The sequence below is a fragment of the Mycobacterium talmoniae genome, from assembly GCF_001854525.1.
In the GTDB taxonomy this organism is placed as follows: domain Bacteria; phylum Actinomycetota; class Actinomycetes; order Mycobacteriales; family Mycobacteriaceae; genus Mycobacterium; species Mycobacterium talmoniae.
Genome location: NZ_MLQM01000033.1, coordinates 1 through 15,821 on the forward strand (window position 1 = coordinate 1; position 15,821 = coordinate 15,821).

Annotated in this window: 5 protein-coding genes and 2 pseudogenes; 6 read left to right on the forward strand and 1 reads right to left on the reverse strand. The window is 66.2% G+C overall.

Going from position 1 to position 15,821, the window contains the following annotated elements; genetic code table 11:
* Positions 1 to 163, forward strand: a pseudogene (locus tag BKN37_RS29795) (hypothetical protein); the annotation flags it as partial.
* Positions 164 to 367: 204 nt separating this feature from the next.
* Here the strand turns inward: BKN37_RS29795 and BKN37_RS08810 are convergent.
* A pseudogene (locus BKN37_RS08810) lies at positions 368 to 1,246 on the reverse strand (septum formation family protein); the annotation flags it as partial.
* A gap of 137 nt (positions 1,247 to 1,383) precedes the next feature.
* Between BKN37_RS08810 and serS the strand changes: the two are divergent.
* The 5 genes from serS to BKN37_RS29800 all read left to right on the forward strand — a co-directional run bounded on the left by serS (position 1,384) and on the right by BKN37_RS29800 (position 15,812).
* Positions 1,384 to 2,643: a serine--tRNA ligase gene (gene serS / locus BKN37_RS08815; protein ID WP_071024548.1), complete on the forward strand. Its 1,260-nt coding sequence runs from the start codon at positions 1,384 to 1,386 to the stop codon at positions 2,641 to 2,643.
* Positions 2,644 to 2,995: 352 nt separating this feature from the next.
* Positions 2,996 to 3,289, forward strand: a complete 294-nt coding sequence (locus BKN37_RS08820; protein WP_131823547.1) for a hypothetical protein — start codon at positions 2,996 to 2,998, stop codon at positions 3,287 to 3,289.
* Between the two features lie 99 nt (positions 3,290 to 3,388).
* Positions 3,389 to 6,394 (forward strand): toxin glutamine deamidase domain-containing protein, encoded by a 3,006-nt coding sequence (locus BKN37_RS08825; RefSeq protein ID WP_071024553.1) that lies wholly within the window; start codon positions 3,389 to 3,391, stop codon positions 6,392 to 6,394.
* A 452-nt stretch (positions 6,395 to 6,846) separates the two neighbouring features.
* Positions 6,847 to 7,158 (forward strand): hypothetical protein, encoded by a 312-nt coding sequence (locus BKN37_RS28825; RefSeq protein ID WP_131823548.1) that lies wholly within the window; start codon positions 6,847 to 6,849, stop codon positions 7,156 to 7,158.
* Positions 7,159 to 7,220: 62 nt separating this feature from the next.
* The gene (locus BKN37_RS29800) at positions 7,221 to 15,812 is read left to right on the forward strand and encodes an alpha/beta hydrolase (RefSeq protein ID WP_131823549.1); all 8,592 of its coding nucleotides are present in this window, start codon (positions 7,221 to 7,223) and stop codon (positions 15,810 to 15,812) included.
* Positions 15,813 to 15,821 lie beyond the last annotated feature (9 nt).

Consider the following 15,821-nt stretch of genomic DNA (forward strand, 5'->3'; position numbering starts at 1 on the left):
GGGCGAGGGTGTGGCGGCCCAAGTCTTGGTGAAGCTGGGCGCGGAGCTGACCCGGGTGCGCCAGCAGGTGATCCAGCTGCTGAGCGGTTACCAGGGCAAGGAGACCGCCGAGGCCGGCACCGGCGGGTGGCGGGGGGGGGGGGGGCGACCGGCGCCGCGTCTGGGGCCCTGCCCCTGCGGGCGGACCCGCCCCCCCCCCGGGGAGGCCCGGGGGCGGCACCGGCGGGCGGCCGTTGATCATCAGCGGCCCCTTGGCGCTGTTGAGCAGCGCCGCCCAGCCGCCGTTGCCCAGGGTCGCGCCGATGCTGCAGGCGACCTGGCGGCTGCCGGCCGACCAGCTCGGCAGCGAGATGGTGTTGTAGATCAGCGTCAGCGTGGTGCTGCGCAGCTGGATCGGCGCCAGGTAGGCGTCGGTCATCTGGGTGCAAGCGTCCTTGATGAAGCCGTCCTGCTCGGGTTCGGGCGGCAGCGCGTCGGGGAACTTCTCGGCCAGGTTCACCGTGCCGGTGACCTCCATCGCGTGCGGGGCCGCGCAGTCGACCGGGATGTCGGTGGGCTGGTTGCTGGTCGCGTCGATGCCCAGGCAAGTGCCGGCCGGCCACACCTTGGACTGATCCAGGTCGGCCACCTTGCCCTTGAACGCGACCTGCTGGCCGTTGGGGCCGGGCAGCTGCAGACCGCACAGCATGCGGCGTTCGCCGTGCTGACGCCACGCCGGCTCCGACCACAGCATGCTGGTGACGAACTTGCCCACCGGGTCAAACCGCGCGCCCAGGTAGCGGCGCACCGCGGGTTCGCACTGTTCCTGGGTGATCTGCTCGATGCGGTTGGCCGACGGCGGGGCGGCGCTGGGCCCGTACTCCGAGCCGGGGAACGTCCGCATGTCCACCGACTCGGCGACCTCGAACTTGTGCTCGTCGGCGCAGTTGACGACCTTCGCTGCATCCAGTGTGTTATCCGGCCACATCAGGCAGTTCCCGCTGGCGGCGTGTTTGAACGCCTCGCTGGTCTTGCCGCCGGTGTGCGCCACCGGGTTGGACCCCAGATGGGCCAAAGGGCCCGAGTCGTCCATGGGTACCGCGGTCACCACGCCGGCGATCAGCAAGCCGCCCAGCGCGGTCAACAGCAGCGCCCGCCGGGTCGAGGTGGCCTGCAGGGTGTGCAGCCAAGCGAACCGCGCCGACCGCGGTGCGGGCGGGTCGGCCGGTCGATCGTCCTGGTCAGCTTCCTGCGACATCGGTTCCATTCTGGCAGGCGCGCGGGACCGCGTGACAACTGATGCGTATGTAGCGTTATGGGGTTGTGCCCGGCGGGCACGCTGGGCGGGTGTGCCGACCACCTGGCGACGGCGGCCCGGTGGTCGCAAAGGTAGGTTTAGCAGCCGTGATCGACCTCAAACTGCTGCGCGATGACCCCGAACTGGTCCGCCGTTCTCAGATCAGCCGCGGGGAGGACCCGGCGCTGGTGGACGCGCTGCTGGCCGCCGACACCGCCCGACGCGCCGCGGTCTCGACGGCCGATGCACTGCGCGGCGAGCAGAAGGCCGCCAGCAAGGCGGTGGGCGCGGCCTCCGCCGAGGAGCGGCCGGCGCTGTTGGCGCGGGCCAAGGAGTTGGCCGAGCAGGTCAAGGCCGCCGAGGCCGCGCAGGGCGACGCGGAGACGGCGTTCACCGCCGCGCATATGGCGATCGGCAACGTCATCATCGACGGGGTGCCCGCCGGCGGGGAGGACGACTTCACCCTGTTGGACGTGGTCGGTGAACCCACCGATATCGACAACCCGCGCGATCATCTCGAGCTCGGCGAATCCCTCGGGCTGATCGACATGGCGCGCGGCGCCAAGGTGTCCGGCGCCCGGTTCTACTTTCTGACCGGCCGCGGGGCGCTGCTGCAGCTGGGCCTGATGCAGCTGGCGGTGCGGCTGGCGGTGGACAACGGCTGCACGCTGATGATCCCCCCGGTGCTGGTGCGCCCGGAGATCATGTCCGGCACCGGGTTTTTGGGCGCGCACGCCGAAGAGGTGTACCGGCTGGAGGCCGACGACCTGTTTTTGGTCGGGACCTCCGAGGTGCCATTGGCCGGCTATCACGCCGACGAGATCTTGGACCTGTCGGCCGGTCCGCGCCGCTACGCCGGCTGGTCGTCGTGTTTTCGCCGGGAGGCCGGCAGCCACGGCAAAGACACCCGCGGCATCATCCGGGTGCACCAGTTCGACAAGCTGGAGGCCTTCATCTACTGCCAACCCGACGACGCCGAGGCCGAGCATGACCGGCTGCTGGGCTGGCAACGGCAGATGCTGGCCGCCATCGAGGTGCCGTATCGGGTCATCGACGTGGCCGCTGGGGATCTGGGTTCCTCGGCGGCGCGCAAATTCGACTGCGAGGCGTGGGTGCCGACCCAGCAGACCTACCGGGAGCTGACGTCGACGTCGAACTGCACCACCTTTCAGGCGCGCCGACTGGCCACCCGGTATCGCGACGCCAACGGCAAACCGCAGATCGCGGCGACGTTGAACGGCACGCTGGCCACCACTCGCTGGCTGGTGGCGATCCTGGAGAACCATCAGCAGCCCGACGGCAGTGTGCGAGTGCCGGCCGCACTGGTCCCGTTCGTGGGCGCGGAGGTCTTGGAGCCGGCCGGGTGAGGCGTGGGCAGCGGTATCGTGGCGGTTTTCCCAGATACCTCACCGAGCGCGACGCCGTCAGGCACGTGGACGTGGTGAAGCTGACAGTGCGTTAGGTCTGGGTTAGGTCCAGCCGCCCACGTCGGTCTCGCCAGACACAGCGCCGCACCCGGCTTGCACCATCGCGCGCCGTACCCTGCGCCGAAATTGCCGTCCTGACCGGTCGGTTCGTCTGCCAGAATGGACCAAGTCGTGTTTGCGGAGGGGGATGTGCAGCCGACAATCGAGGCGGCGGGACACACCGGAAGCGACAGCAGACGATTCTGGCAAGAACTGATCAGAATCCGGGTGCTCCCGGGTGAGGGGTATGGGGATGTCCGGCGAGGTTTTCGAATTCAATGAGTTGTTGGCGCGTGCGGGCGGCACGGAGTTCGCCGAAGCCGCCAACGGACTGGAGTCGTTGACGCAAGCCCTGAAGAGCGGCCTTTCCGGAAACCCTTGGTCCGACGATGAGATCGGCTCAAAGTTTCACGACGGCTTCGCGCCGGATCGTGCGGACGTGTTCGCCAACACGGCGGCTTTGCACAAAAAGGTGGAGAGCTTCGTCCCCAAGATCACGGAGGCAGCCAACGCCATCATGGCGATGCAGCAAAACCGGACCTTGTAAGCGGAAGCCAAGTAACCCCGTGGGCAAGCCGGTGTGGTGGTGGGGCGCGGTGTGTATTTCCTTCGCTTACGCGCGACGCGTGCGCGGAGGGAAGCAGCGATGACGATCGGGCTTCCCGGCGGGCTGTCAACGGCGTTAGGGCTGGTCGGCGAGCACTTGCCGACCGGCGATGAGGACGCGTGCCGTCGACAGGCCGCGCAGTGGCGAGAGTACGCGAACCAGCTGGAGGCCTACAAGAGCACGGTCGACAACGCGACCCGGGCAACTTTGTTGGGCTTCCGCTCCGGTCATTTTCATACTGAGCTGCACAACCAGCTGAACACGCTGCCCAACGAGATCGATACCGTTGTCCAACAGTTGCGGCAGTTGGCCGACAGCGTCGAGGACGTCGCGACGCAGATCGAGTCGGTGAAAGACGTTTTTGTCGCGCAGCTGAGGATGCTGGCGTTAACCATCGCCGCCTACTTTTGGGCCCCCGGCGGCGGACTAATAATTGCCACACGCGCCGCGGCGGCCAAGCTCATCATTCGCGGCGCTATTCAGAGGGCCATCACCCTACTGGCCCAGCACGCCGCGCAACGGGAAATCACCCGTCAAGCAGGGACGGCGACTACCCGTCCCGTCGCGACACCGCGTTGGGACGGCCCGGCGCCCCCGAACACGTCGGCCCATCACAACGGCGCGCCGGCGACCTCCGGGCGTGCGCCCCAGGTACCCGCCGCCCCCAAGGGGTTACGGACCGACGCCGGCCAAACGCCGCAACCCCGCGTCGCGGCGGCCGACAGTACGAGAACCACACCAAATAGCCCCGCCACCGCACCAACCGGTGGCCGGGCGAGTGCGCCAACAACGGACCCGTCGGTCGGTGCGGACAAGGCGACCCCGACGACACCCGGCGCCGACGACACCCCCCACGCCGCCGAACCACACCAAACCCCGTCAGCGAGCGACGAACGGCAAACTGCGCAGCCCCCCACGGCTGCGCCGCCCAAGGCGCCCGCCGGCGACACTTCGGCACAACCCGGCGTCACCGCGGGCGAACCAAAAACATCCGCGCACCACAGCGAAGACGCCAACGCTGCGTCCCCGGTGCGTGGTGAACGACAACCCGAGCAGCCCGCCCCCGGCGAGCAGCGACCGTCTGCGCTCGCCGACACCCACGGACAGCGCACCATCACCGATGGCGATCGACCAATGGCCACCGCCAGCACCGACCGCCATGGGGAGCCGCCCGCCATCGCCGAGAGCCAGACATCACGCGCCACCCCCGGCGAGCAGCCCCAAACCGGTCCCGCGGCCAGCCAGTTCCACATCGGCGACCCGCTGCCCGGACACACCCCGGCGTCGACCAGCGTGCCCGCACAGGATGACCCGCCCCCCGCGGCCCGACCACAGGACGGCTCGCCACCCGCGCGAACCTCCGACATGTCGCCGACGCCAGCCAGGCCGTCGGACGGGCCCGCCGCCCCCACCAAGCCCGCCGAGGATCACCCGATGGCGCCCAAAACACCAGACAACCAGACTCCGCCCAAGGGACCGACGCCGCCGGAGACCAGGCAGCCGAGCGCGCGGCTCACCAGCGACGCGGAGACCCGGAGCGCCAAGCAAACGCCGGTGTCCGCCGCGACCCAGCACGAGGCAGCCCGTGCCGAGCAGCCCGACGCCGAGCCGCCCGCCGGCCCGGCGATACCGCCGGTGGTGATCGTGCCGGTGATGCCGGGCATCGGGTCCGGGCCAGCTGGCGGCGAACACACCCGGGCGGCGGGGCTGACTGCGAAGACCAGAATCGCCGACCCGGCGCCGGACGCCCACGAGCGTGACCCGGCGGCACCGACCGGCCGGGACCAGACTAACGACGTCCCACCGTCCGGGCCCGACGGTGACGGGCCCTTCTCGGAGGCGTGGAGCTTTGAGAATCCCGCGAACCGTCGCCGCTACGGGCCGCATCAGCTGGCGCATCTCGAGACACTGGCCTACCAGCGGGCGCTCGAAGAGGCTTTAAGCAGGCCCGCCGGCGGCTACCAAGTCGGTGCTGACCCCCGCACCAACCCCTACGGCGCGCTCATCAACGGCGGCGGACCCGCAATCCCCGGCCGCGACAACAACTCCAACGACACCGCCTTGTGCGGGTTGGCGTCGTTCTACGGTCAGCCGACGGTGGCGGTGCCGCGGCATCTGGACCAGCTACCCGACGGCAGCATCGACAGCGACGGCGAAGCACACGGGGTGGCGCGGGCCAGGGATTGGCTTGGCGAGCTGCACCACTACGACGGGCTGCCTATTCCCGAACAGTTCGCCGCGCTGCACCAGCAGATCGGCGACCTGGGCCCCGGTGCAGCGGCCTACGTGCTCACCGACTGGCACGCCCGCGATCCGATCACCGGTGCGGTGCTGTTCGACGCGGATGGGTTACCCGTGCTCGACGGTGCGCACGCCAGCTGTGTCGTCTACCCGTTCGACGCCGCCGGTCCGGTGTGGTGGGACCCGCACGACGGCTCGACGTTGGATCATCCGCCGGCGTGGATGGTCGATGAATCCGCGGCATTGCAGTTCATCCCGACCACAGCCGATCATTTCGCACCTCAACAAGGAGCCGACCATGCCGGAGCTGGACACACCGGAACAAGCGCTGGCCTACCTGGCGCAGATCAGCCCGAACCGCCGCTTTCGGGTGACCCCGTTCGCGATGGGCTGGGTCTGTTCACCGATCCTGGGCGCGGAGCAGAACACGCTGAGCAAGCGGGTGGGGTTGGCGAAACTGGTGATCGACTCGACGACCGGGGTCGTGACGCAGTATCCGAGTTGGCCGGCGAGCAGGGTCGCACAGACCTACACGGCGGCGAGGCGCCACGGGACGCCTCCGGCCGGCCGACAGATCTATCCCCCGCGGTGGAGGATCACGATCCAGCGGACGCGGGAGGATTCCGCGACCATCGACTACGAGATGACGGCGGTGTCGCTGACGAATCCGGCGGAACTCAACCAGGAACATCCGTTGACGATCAACAAGCGGACCTATCGACACGAGCCGAGGGATCCGCTGTCCAACGTGGCGATGTCACAAGCGGAGTGGAGCAGCCGGCAGAACCGGGGGACCTGGCCTGAATACGCCACGACGGAGTTCTAACCGAGCCAGGCCGACGTTGAGCATCCGCTCGGCGAGCACCGCGTCGAACGGATCCGCCGAGACGGATTTCGGCACACGTCGATGGATCTAGCGGCTTTAGATTTAGCCCACGACGACTCCGGCGGTGGCGGGGTGTGCCGCAACTGCCTAGTAGGGGATCCGTCGCGGCAGCCAACCGGCAACCTGGCCGTCGCCGGCGGCATTGACCGGGAGAACTTGGCCCTGCCCCCATCGGGTGCCTGCAACAACCATCGTGGCCACGTAGGACCGAGAGCGGCACGGTGCTGTCAGCGCGCCCCACCGCTGGCAGGACCTGTGGGCCGAGTCCGCTTGACTCGGCTGGGGACCCCACGGGTCTGGAAACTAGTGACGCCTACCGCCCGTTGATGCCCTAAAATAGCCCATCAGTGATGGCTTCGAGGGGACTGCGATGGGTTTAGACACCTTTGAATTTAACGAGGACCGAGCCCGTGCGGGGGCTGGCCTGTGGAGCGAGGTTGCCGCAAGCTTTGACGCGATAGCGCAGAAAGCCGACGGTATCAAGGGCGAACCGTGGGGGCATGACGACAAAATCGCCAAGGCATTTAACAGCGGCGAAGACGGTTTCACTAAGGTTCGTGATACCATTGTGGGGATTGCGAAAAATAATCTGAAACCAGCTCTTGATTCTGTCGGGCCAAATCTTACTAACGCGGCGAACCAGTATGTAGAACAAGCGCGGAATCGGACAACAAAGCCCTGATCTGCGAAACATTGCGTGCGACTGCCGTGTGCACGTCAGCGTGCCGTTCGGGGTAGTTGAGCATGAGTGTATTCAGCTGGCTTTGGAATCATCTTGTTACAGATGAAGACTATCCCCAAGGCGATGCGGGTGCGTGCAAAGACCAGGCGAAGGAATGGAAAGACCTCGCCGATAAATTAAAAGAGATTAAGAAACACGCGGAGAGCGCGCAGTCGACGTCTCTAAGCGGATTTATCGACGGCGCCTATCGAGATGGCCTCGATCAGTACTTCATCGATTTGCTCGACAATATCGATGGCATGATCAGTAATTTTGAATTATTAGCAGATAGACTGGAGCATGTCGGCGAAGAAATTCGCAGTACAAAGATTAGGTTCTGGACAGATGTGACGCTCGCTGCCCTAAACTTGGGAGCAGTATTTTCAGGGCCCGCGCTTTGGGCAACGAAGTATGCTTTGCAGGCTGTGCTCAAAAAGATGGTTGGCCAAGCGGTAAAAAGGATAATCACGAAGAAATTAGCTACGACTGTCGCCAAAAAAGAGATCGAAAAGCTCACCATAAAGCAAGCCTTGAAGACTAGCGCGAAGGGCGCTGTGGTCGCCGGCGGGATGATGGCCGGGAATGATGCCATACGTCAGGGCGTGTGGATAAAGGCCGGGGTTATAGACCCACAAACGGGTAAGAAAAAGGAAGGCTTCGATCTGGCCTCGACCGGGAGGGCGGGCCTTTCCGGGTTGGTCATGGGCGGAATCTCCTCCCCGATCTCAAGATTTGCGGCCCCTAAGGCCACGAATGTAGGACAACAACTCGCAGTTCATTTCGGAGCAAACTACGCTGGCATGCTCGCGGGAGACGGCGTTGCCTACCAAAAATGGGAACCGCTACAGACGGCGGGGGTGGCCGGGATATTTGGCGCCGGAGGTGCTGCCAGTGAGCATCTTATGGGGCGGCTTGCGGACCACAACGCTGCGCCGCCCGACCCCGGGCCGGCCGGGCCGCCAACGAAGGTTTATCCGGAGGGGTCGGGGCCAGCAGATAGCCATGGGCAGCAGGCCCTCACAGATCCGCCACCGACACAGCATCCGCAAGTAGAGCACGAAACTGCCGCGCAGCCACAGCGCATTGCCGCACCCGCCGAATCCGCGGCCGACGACGGCGCTAGTCACTTCGATCTGGCCGGTCAAGGCGCCCAGTCGGGCCAGCCTGCCGCGACCGGAGCGAGGTTATCGACGCCGCCACCACCGGAGCTGGCATCGCGACCGGAGTCGGTCGGTCGTGGCCCAACCGCGCAACCACCCAGCGCCCCAGTCGCCCGAGGCCCGGACGACTCGCCTCCGCCGTCGCCCCCGTTGAAGGCAGCTCCTGCGGCGGACGCCTCGCTGGCGGCAGACGGCCCGGACTTGGTCGATGCGCGTTCTATGGCGTCGCTACCCGATGCAGCGAGCGCGGAGGTCCCAGCGGACTCGGTGAATGTTACCGGCGAGTCTGTCCCCGCGACCGAAGCAGCCACCACCGGTCTGTCCGGCTCACCCGAGATACGCGGCCCCCAGCCCGATCTGGCCGGCACACCCGAGATACGCGGCCCCCAGCCCGATCTGGCCGGCACACCCGAGATACGCGGCCCCCAGCCCGATCTGAATGCTCACAGTAATATGAAGGTCGGCGGATCGCTGGATCAGGCAAAGTCGGGGGGCGGGCCCTCGGGCCAGACCGCCCTCGGGACGAGCGGGCTGGATCCGGGATCGGGTCGACCTGTCGCGGGAGATCGGCCTGTTACGGGAGATCGACCTGCTGCCGGAGATCGACCTGTCGCGGGAGATCGGCCAGTTGCGGGATCCGCCAAGCCAACCGCCGCGTACAACGGGAAGCCTTCGCCGGACCAGCCCGTCACCGACACCAACCGTGGCAACGGCCCTGAGACCGATATTGCCAGCACCCCTGAAGCATCCATGACTTCACCGGAGCTCCGCGACGATATGGGTGGTTGGCGTGGGCCGCCCGACGAGTTGCCAGACGCCCGTGACGGTCACGCGGCTGGTGAGGATGTTGGGCCAACGGCGGAGCCTGTCGTGGACGGGGGTTGGCGTAACGACCAGGGCGCGTCGCTTGACGCAGCCGCGAATGCCGAGGCTAATCGGTTCCTGGCGAGTGCGAAGGGGGCTGAAGAAGGCATTACCGAGGCGATGGGCCGGATCACGGGCGGGCTCGACCGAGCCGAGTTGGTGGGGCTCGATCATCGACTCAAGACCGAGGATTCGTTCAAGCGGAAGCTGGCTGAGGTGATCGGCGAGGACCCAGACCTGAGTATCGCTGAGCACCTGACCGACATGAAGGATGCCATCCGCTACACGGTGCGGTCTTCGGAGGAGTCGTATACCTCGAATGTGAATCACGCGGTGGATGAGCTGCTAGCGAATGGTTACGAGCCGGTCAAATTCAAAAATTCATGGGGCTCTGAGACGGAGGACGGTAATCCGGCGTATCAGGGCATCAATAGTTTCTGGCGCGATCCGGTAAGCGGGCACGTTTTCGAAGTGCAGTTCCATACGCCGTCAAGCTTCGATGCGAAAATGAACACCCACCCGCTATACGCGGAGGAGCGCGAAGTTGGCACATCGCCCGAACGTGTCCGCGAGTTGCAACGACAACAGGCGGCAATATTCGGCGCGGTTCCCCGGCCACCCGGCAGCACCGACCTAGCGCTACCACACCACGAGCCACCTCCGCGTACAGCCGATCCGCATGCCGGCGACGGGCAGGTCCAGCCGGCCGATCACGAGGGCCCACCGCACGGTCCGGCACCCGAGTGGGGCCCGCACCGCACACCCGGTCCTGATGACGTTGCGCATGCGATCAACGACCTCAAACAGCACAGCACCGAACCCACCGATGGCAATACCGGCGCGGTGCATCAGAAGGGCAGCCAGGTGCTGCAGCGGTGGAATGCCCTCGATCCGGCGATGCGTGAAGCGATCATCGCTCATGAGACCCGCGCCGGACACCACAGCGAATTGGCCCACCTTGATGGCATGCCTCCGGACGTCCGCACCACGCTGGTGGATCACAACCTGGTGGAACATTTCGCCGAGCGCCACCCGGCGCAAGCCGAGGCAATCCGGGACTGGGCCAAACAGATGGACGACCATTTCCGGGATCCAGAGCACAACCCTCGCCCCGATATCCGAGGCGACGACTTCAACGGCAAGCTGCCCGACACCGCACGCTCGGATTCCAAATTGCGCAGGCTGGCCGCGGTCTTCACCTCCACGCAGGAGACCCGCTCGGTGGACCGGATCTGGCAAGAGCGCTATCAGCCACCGGAAGGCAGCCCGCCGCGACGCATGTGGACCTACGATCCGTTGGCGTTCGGCGGGGACGGGCGCGTGGTCATGGCCATCGGTGACCTAAGTGGCGCCGACCAGGTCGCTGTCTACACGCCGGGTATCACCAGCAACATCCGTTCCTTTGACGGCATCGTCAACGCCGCGGAGAACCTGCACATGCGCGCGGGCCTCAAAGGGACCGACACGCGGCGAGCGACGTTCGCCTGGCTCGGGTATGACGCCCCGTCGGGGCGGGGCATCTTTGGCCAGACCATTCACCCGACCTTCGCCGAGGCAGGCGGTCACCGGCTGGCCCACGATGTCGCGGCCCTGCACGCTAGCTTCGGGACCCACCCGCCAGAAATTAAGCTGTTCGGCCATTCGTATGGGTCGACCACCACCGCGTACGCCGGTGCTGGAGGCCGGCTCGGTGGCTACGTCCACTCGATAACCCTGATGGGTTCGCCCGGTGCCGGGCCGGTGGCGCATGCCAGCGAATTCCATGTCGACGATCGGGTGTATGTCGCGTCCTCCAGCGGGGATATGGTGACGAAGGTCGGCAGTTCCCAGCTTGCCGGCCATCCTTTGTTGGGCCGGTTCGGGTTTGGTCGCGAGCCCGGAGCGGCTCAGATCTTCGGCCGGTTCGGGCTAGGCCGCGACCCGGCATCGCCGGATTTCGGCGGGGTGCGTATCCGCGCGGAATACGCCGCGCACGAACTCACCAAGGGGCTGGGTTCACACACCAACATGTTTGCCTCCGAGGCCATCGGTCCAGACGGCAAACCCGTTCTGCTGCGCGATGACCCGCATGTGCGCGTCACCGAATCCCTGGACAACCTGAGCCACATTTTCGCCGGCGATATCGACAAGCTCACCCTCGAACTCGGCCGGCATGACCCGGACCATCGCTTCGTCGGTGACCCCGCGCGGGCCCGGCCCGCCGAACCCGCGACAGGTTATCCCGGCCCGCGCGAATGTGTTCGGCAGGGCATCGAAGGCTTCGTCGAACGCCACCCCGACTCCCCGATCAGGCAGATCGGGGACGAATTGCACGACGGCCGAGGTGTGCGCCAAGACGATCTGGAGCACGCGTTGGGCACCCGGTTGCGCGAAGGCGATGCCGCCGCCATCGAAGCGGCGGTCCGCGACGGCAAAAGCGTGTTCGTCGTCGACACCTACCATCCCGCGGCCCTACACGGCGGGCATCCCGGATCGCATCTGTATGTGGTGGAACCCAACCCGCATGCACCGCACGGCTCGGGGTCCTTGTACGTCTATGACGGCAACGGGCGCACGCCAACACCGTGGCTCCCCGACACCGACTTGGTCGCCCGCAGACAAGTCGCGGTTTTCGAACCAGACGGAACACCCGCACGGCCGCTCTCACCCGAACAGGGGCTGCACACGGACAAGGCAGTGATCGGTGACAGGCTGCCCAGCGATCATGACGGTGACCCCGGTCAGCTGCCAGCGGGACAACCGGCCGGTCCTGGCGATTCGACGCCTGCGCGGCCGGATCCGATCGAGGCAGTCCTGCCGGTGTTGGAGCGTCATGGGTTCAGCCTGGATGACCTCATGGCGATCAACGAACGGGCCGCGGTGGTGGGCCGCGATGGGTTGGCCGGCGAGTTCAGTACCGAGCAGCTGCGGATGGTGTATGAGGCGCGGATGGCTCATCCCCATCCTAGTCCCGGGGAAGTGATCCGCAAGGTGGTCGGCAAACCGGCGGTCGAAACCATTCTCGAGCAGGTCGCCAATCCCGGTTCCGAGTACGGCGGCGGTGGGCGGTACAAAGCCGACGCTGCATCTGGGTGTGTGTCGGTAGCCTCGGATGCCGCTAACCTGCGGACGCCGCCGGAGATGTTGCGCGGGTTGCGGCTGGACTACGGCGAGTGGTCACCGTACGAGGTGTTTACCACCACCGATCACGTCTATGTCATCGAGGGGCAGTTGGCCGCCGGCGACTTCTATGTGCCGAATGGGCGAGTCACCGAGCACCTTGGCATCGTTGACCCACACACGATGGATCTTGACTCCGGGGCGCCGCCACATACAGGCACCGGGTACACCGGCGACGGGCATGGCCTCAATCCCGAGTATCAGCTGAAAGACGGGCGGTGGAAGCCGGGGGCGGTGTTGATTCGGGTCGATTCGGACGGCTCGCGGCATCTCGTGGCGCGGCTCGAGAGCAAAGACACCTGGGTGTCGGCTAAAGAGCCCGACGATCACGTGGTTGACGGCTGGCCTGCCCACAAAGGCGGGGAGTGGGTGTTCCCGGATTCGCCGCAGCACGGGCCGCATCCGGATCCGCCGGACGGTTCGGGGGCCCCGGTGCATCGGGGCTGGGATTCCGATGGCGAACCGCCCGGTACCGGTCCTCCGATAGGGGAGGCTGTGGACCCCGCAGCTGCGGCGCGGGTATTCGAGGGTTCGGTGTTCGCCACCGAGGCTGGGGCGGCGTTCTTCGACCCGGCAGACACCACCATGCGCTCGGCTGCCGGGGATGTCCGCCCGGTCGCTGGTGAGTTCACCATCGATGTGCACGGTGATGCGCGCGGGGTTTTGGTGTGGGACGGTGCCGGCGCCGAGCACCGGATGGGGGCGCGCGGGTTCGCTGAGGTGATCCGCAACAGCACCGGCTGGGATGGGCGGTCTCCGATCCGGTTGCTGTCGTGTGACACCGGTCGCGGCAGCCAGCCGTTCGCCGCCGAGTTGGCCCGCGAACTGGGGGTGCCGGTCAGTGCCCCCGACCGTCCGGTCTGGACATTCCCCGATGGCCGTGAACCGGTGGTGACCGGCTTTGAGCGCGGCCCCAACGGCGAACTGACGCCACGCATTCCCCCCGACGGGCGATGGCACCGATTCACACCGGAAGATCTGCCCGCCGAGGGCCACGGCCCGCCCGAGTTCGGCTCCGTTGTGGACGACATGGTGCGTCAACACCCGGCGCACGAACGGGCGATCCGGGACTGGGCTAAAGCGGCCGATGCGCACCTGCGTGACCCGCACAACACTCCGCGCCCGGATATCAAGGATTTTCTCCAGAACCACGCGGCACGGGAACACGCGGATGCGGCCGATGGCCAGGCCGCAACGGCGCGGGGAGGGGCGGATCCCGCGCGCCACGCCGACCACGCTGAGTCCGTTTCCGCGGTAGAGTCCTGCGAGGGGCGCGCCCAGACCGACCATTCCGGTGAGCGACGTCTCGACCGGATCCGCACGTTGATCGACGAATTCCGTCAAAACCTCGCGGAGCCAGTCGATTTGGAACAGCCTCATCCCGACCACACGCACCGGTCGGATCAGCTGGGCATGCCGCACCGAGGTGATGGGCATGACCCGCTTTTCGACGGTTCGGATCTCAGCCGCGAGGAGCGGCAGGCGCTGCGCGACCTGTGGGACGACCTGACCGCCGACGAACGTGGTTACCTCTACACCGTCGAGCCCATGTTCGGTGAACATGCCGCACTACCGGTGGACGTGTGCGATCACTACGCCCGCCAAGCCGCGCACAATCTGCACGACAACCTGATCGACGACATCCGTATGCGCGCCAAGATCAACGGCGCCGACCCCTCCATGGGCCCGGATCAGTGGAAGCAGTTCGCGACCCCGGAGGACTGGAATCGTCTGCAGTGCTACAAAGATGTGATTGACGCCGTGGCGCCCCGCCACAATGAGCCGCCCCGGTACCTGCTCGGGTTCGAACACGACGGCCGAAGCATCACCGCGGTGGGCAATCCTGATACCGCCAGCCATACGGTGGTCTTCGCCCCGGGCACCTTCACCGACCATGACACCCTCAACCCCTATCCGGAACGCCCCGGCTTCAAAAACTGGTTCGGACTTAAGGAACGTTTCGAGAAGCCGGGTTACATGGAGGTCAGCCTTCGGATACACGACACCCTGGTTGCTCGTCTTGGCCATGATCATGTGGCGGTCGTGGACTATCAGAACTATCACGCCCCCCAGAGCTTGGTGAATCCCGCCACCGGCGCGCGGAACCCCCGGTTCGCGCGTGAGGGTGCCGCGGCGTTGCGCAATCACTGTGACCGGCTTCAACTCACGAATCTTGTCGCAGAGAACAAACTGTGGGTGGCGGGGCATTCGTATGGCACAGTCCTGGTCGGTGAGGCCGCCAAGGGCGGATACGGGCTCAATGCCGATGGCCTGATCAACTTGGGCAGCCCGGGCTTGAGGGTCGCCGACGTGTCGGGGCTGATGCTCAAGGGCGAACCTTTAGTGGCTGGGCAGGCCCCAGTGCACACTATGACCCGCACCGACGACCCGATCCGTGCTGTGGATCTGGCGCGGCGACTGGGCCTGGACCGGTTGGGGGTCGGGCACGGGCTTATGCCGCACCGCCCGGCCTTCGGCGGGCAGGTCTGGGACGTCGACACTGAGCAGCACCGCGACCCGCACAACGCCTACTTCGACCGCGACAGCAAGGCGTTGCAGCACATGGCCCGCATCATCGCGGCGGACCCCTCGCCGGCCAGGCATTCGGACAGCGGCGGCGATCGCATCGAAGCCCGACTCGACGAGAGCATGCACACGTCTTCGGAGTTTGAAGCGTCACAAAGCAGGGACGCAGGCGGATTCACCGAAGACCAGGGCGCGTACAGGGCCACCCCCTACGAGCGGCGCGAGCTGGAACCACGGTTCGCGGAACCGTTGTCGGATGTCGTCGACGGGTTGGCTCACGGTGACGACGCAGGCCTGCGGCAACTAGCCGATGACCTGTCCGGGGTAGTACACACGCATAAGGGATATGCGTTCGTCGTCGAGTTCCACGAGGTGCGTTCGCCGGTTATCGAAGGGGTCATCCATTTGGATGGCGAGCCAGTCGGTGTGATCGAGCGGGAGTTTACCCGCGATCCCAACGGGAAAATTGTGGTGAAGAACAATGCGATGATCCTGGAGGACCACGCGAAAGGCAACGGGTTCGCCTCGGCATTCGCGCCTCGGCTCGAGGACTACTACCGGCGGGCGGGCGCAGACCGAATCGAGGTACATGCCGCCCTGGAGGATGGCGGCTTGGTGTGGGCACGACAAGACTTCCGGTGGGATCCGGACCCGGCGAGGCTGAAATCCTCGGTGGGCAACATTGTGCAACGGATGGACACGGTACTTAACCAGATCGACTCCGCCGAGGCGCGGCGCCTCCTCACCGAGATGCGCGGACGACTAGTGGACGAGAGCGGACAGCTCCGGCCTTATCGCGAGCTCCCGACGCCGAAAGAGATCGCGGTGCTCGAAACCGTCGACTATCCGGACCTGGGTGAGCGAATTATGCTCGGTAACAGCTGGTACGGCGTTAAGCAACTGTAGCGATCAAGG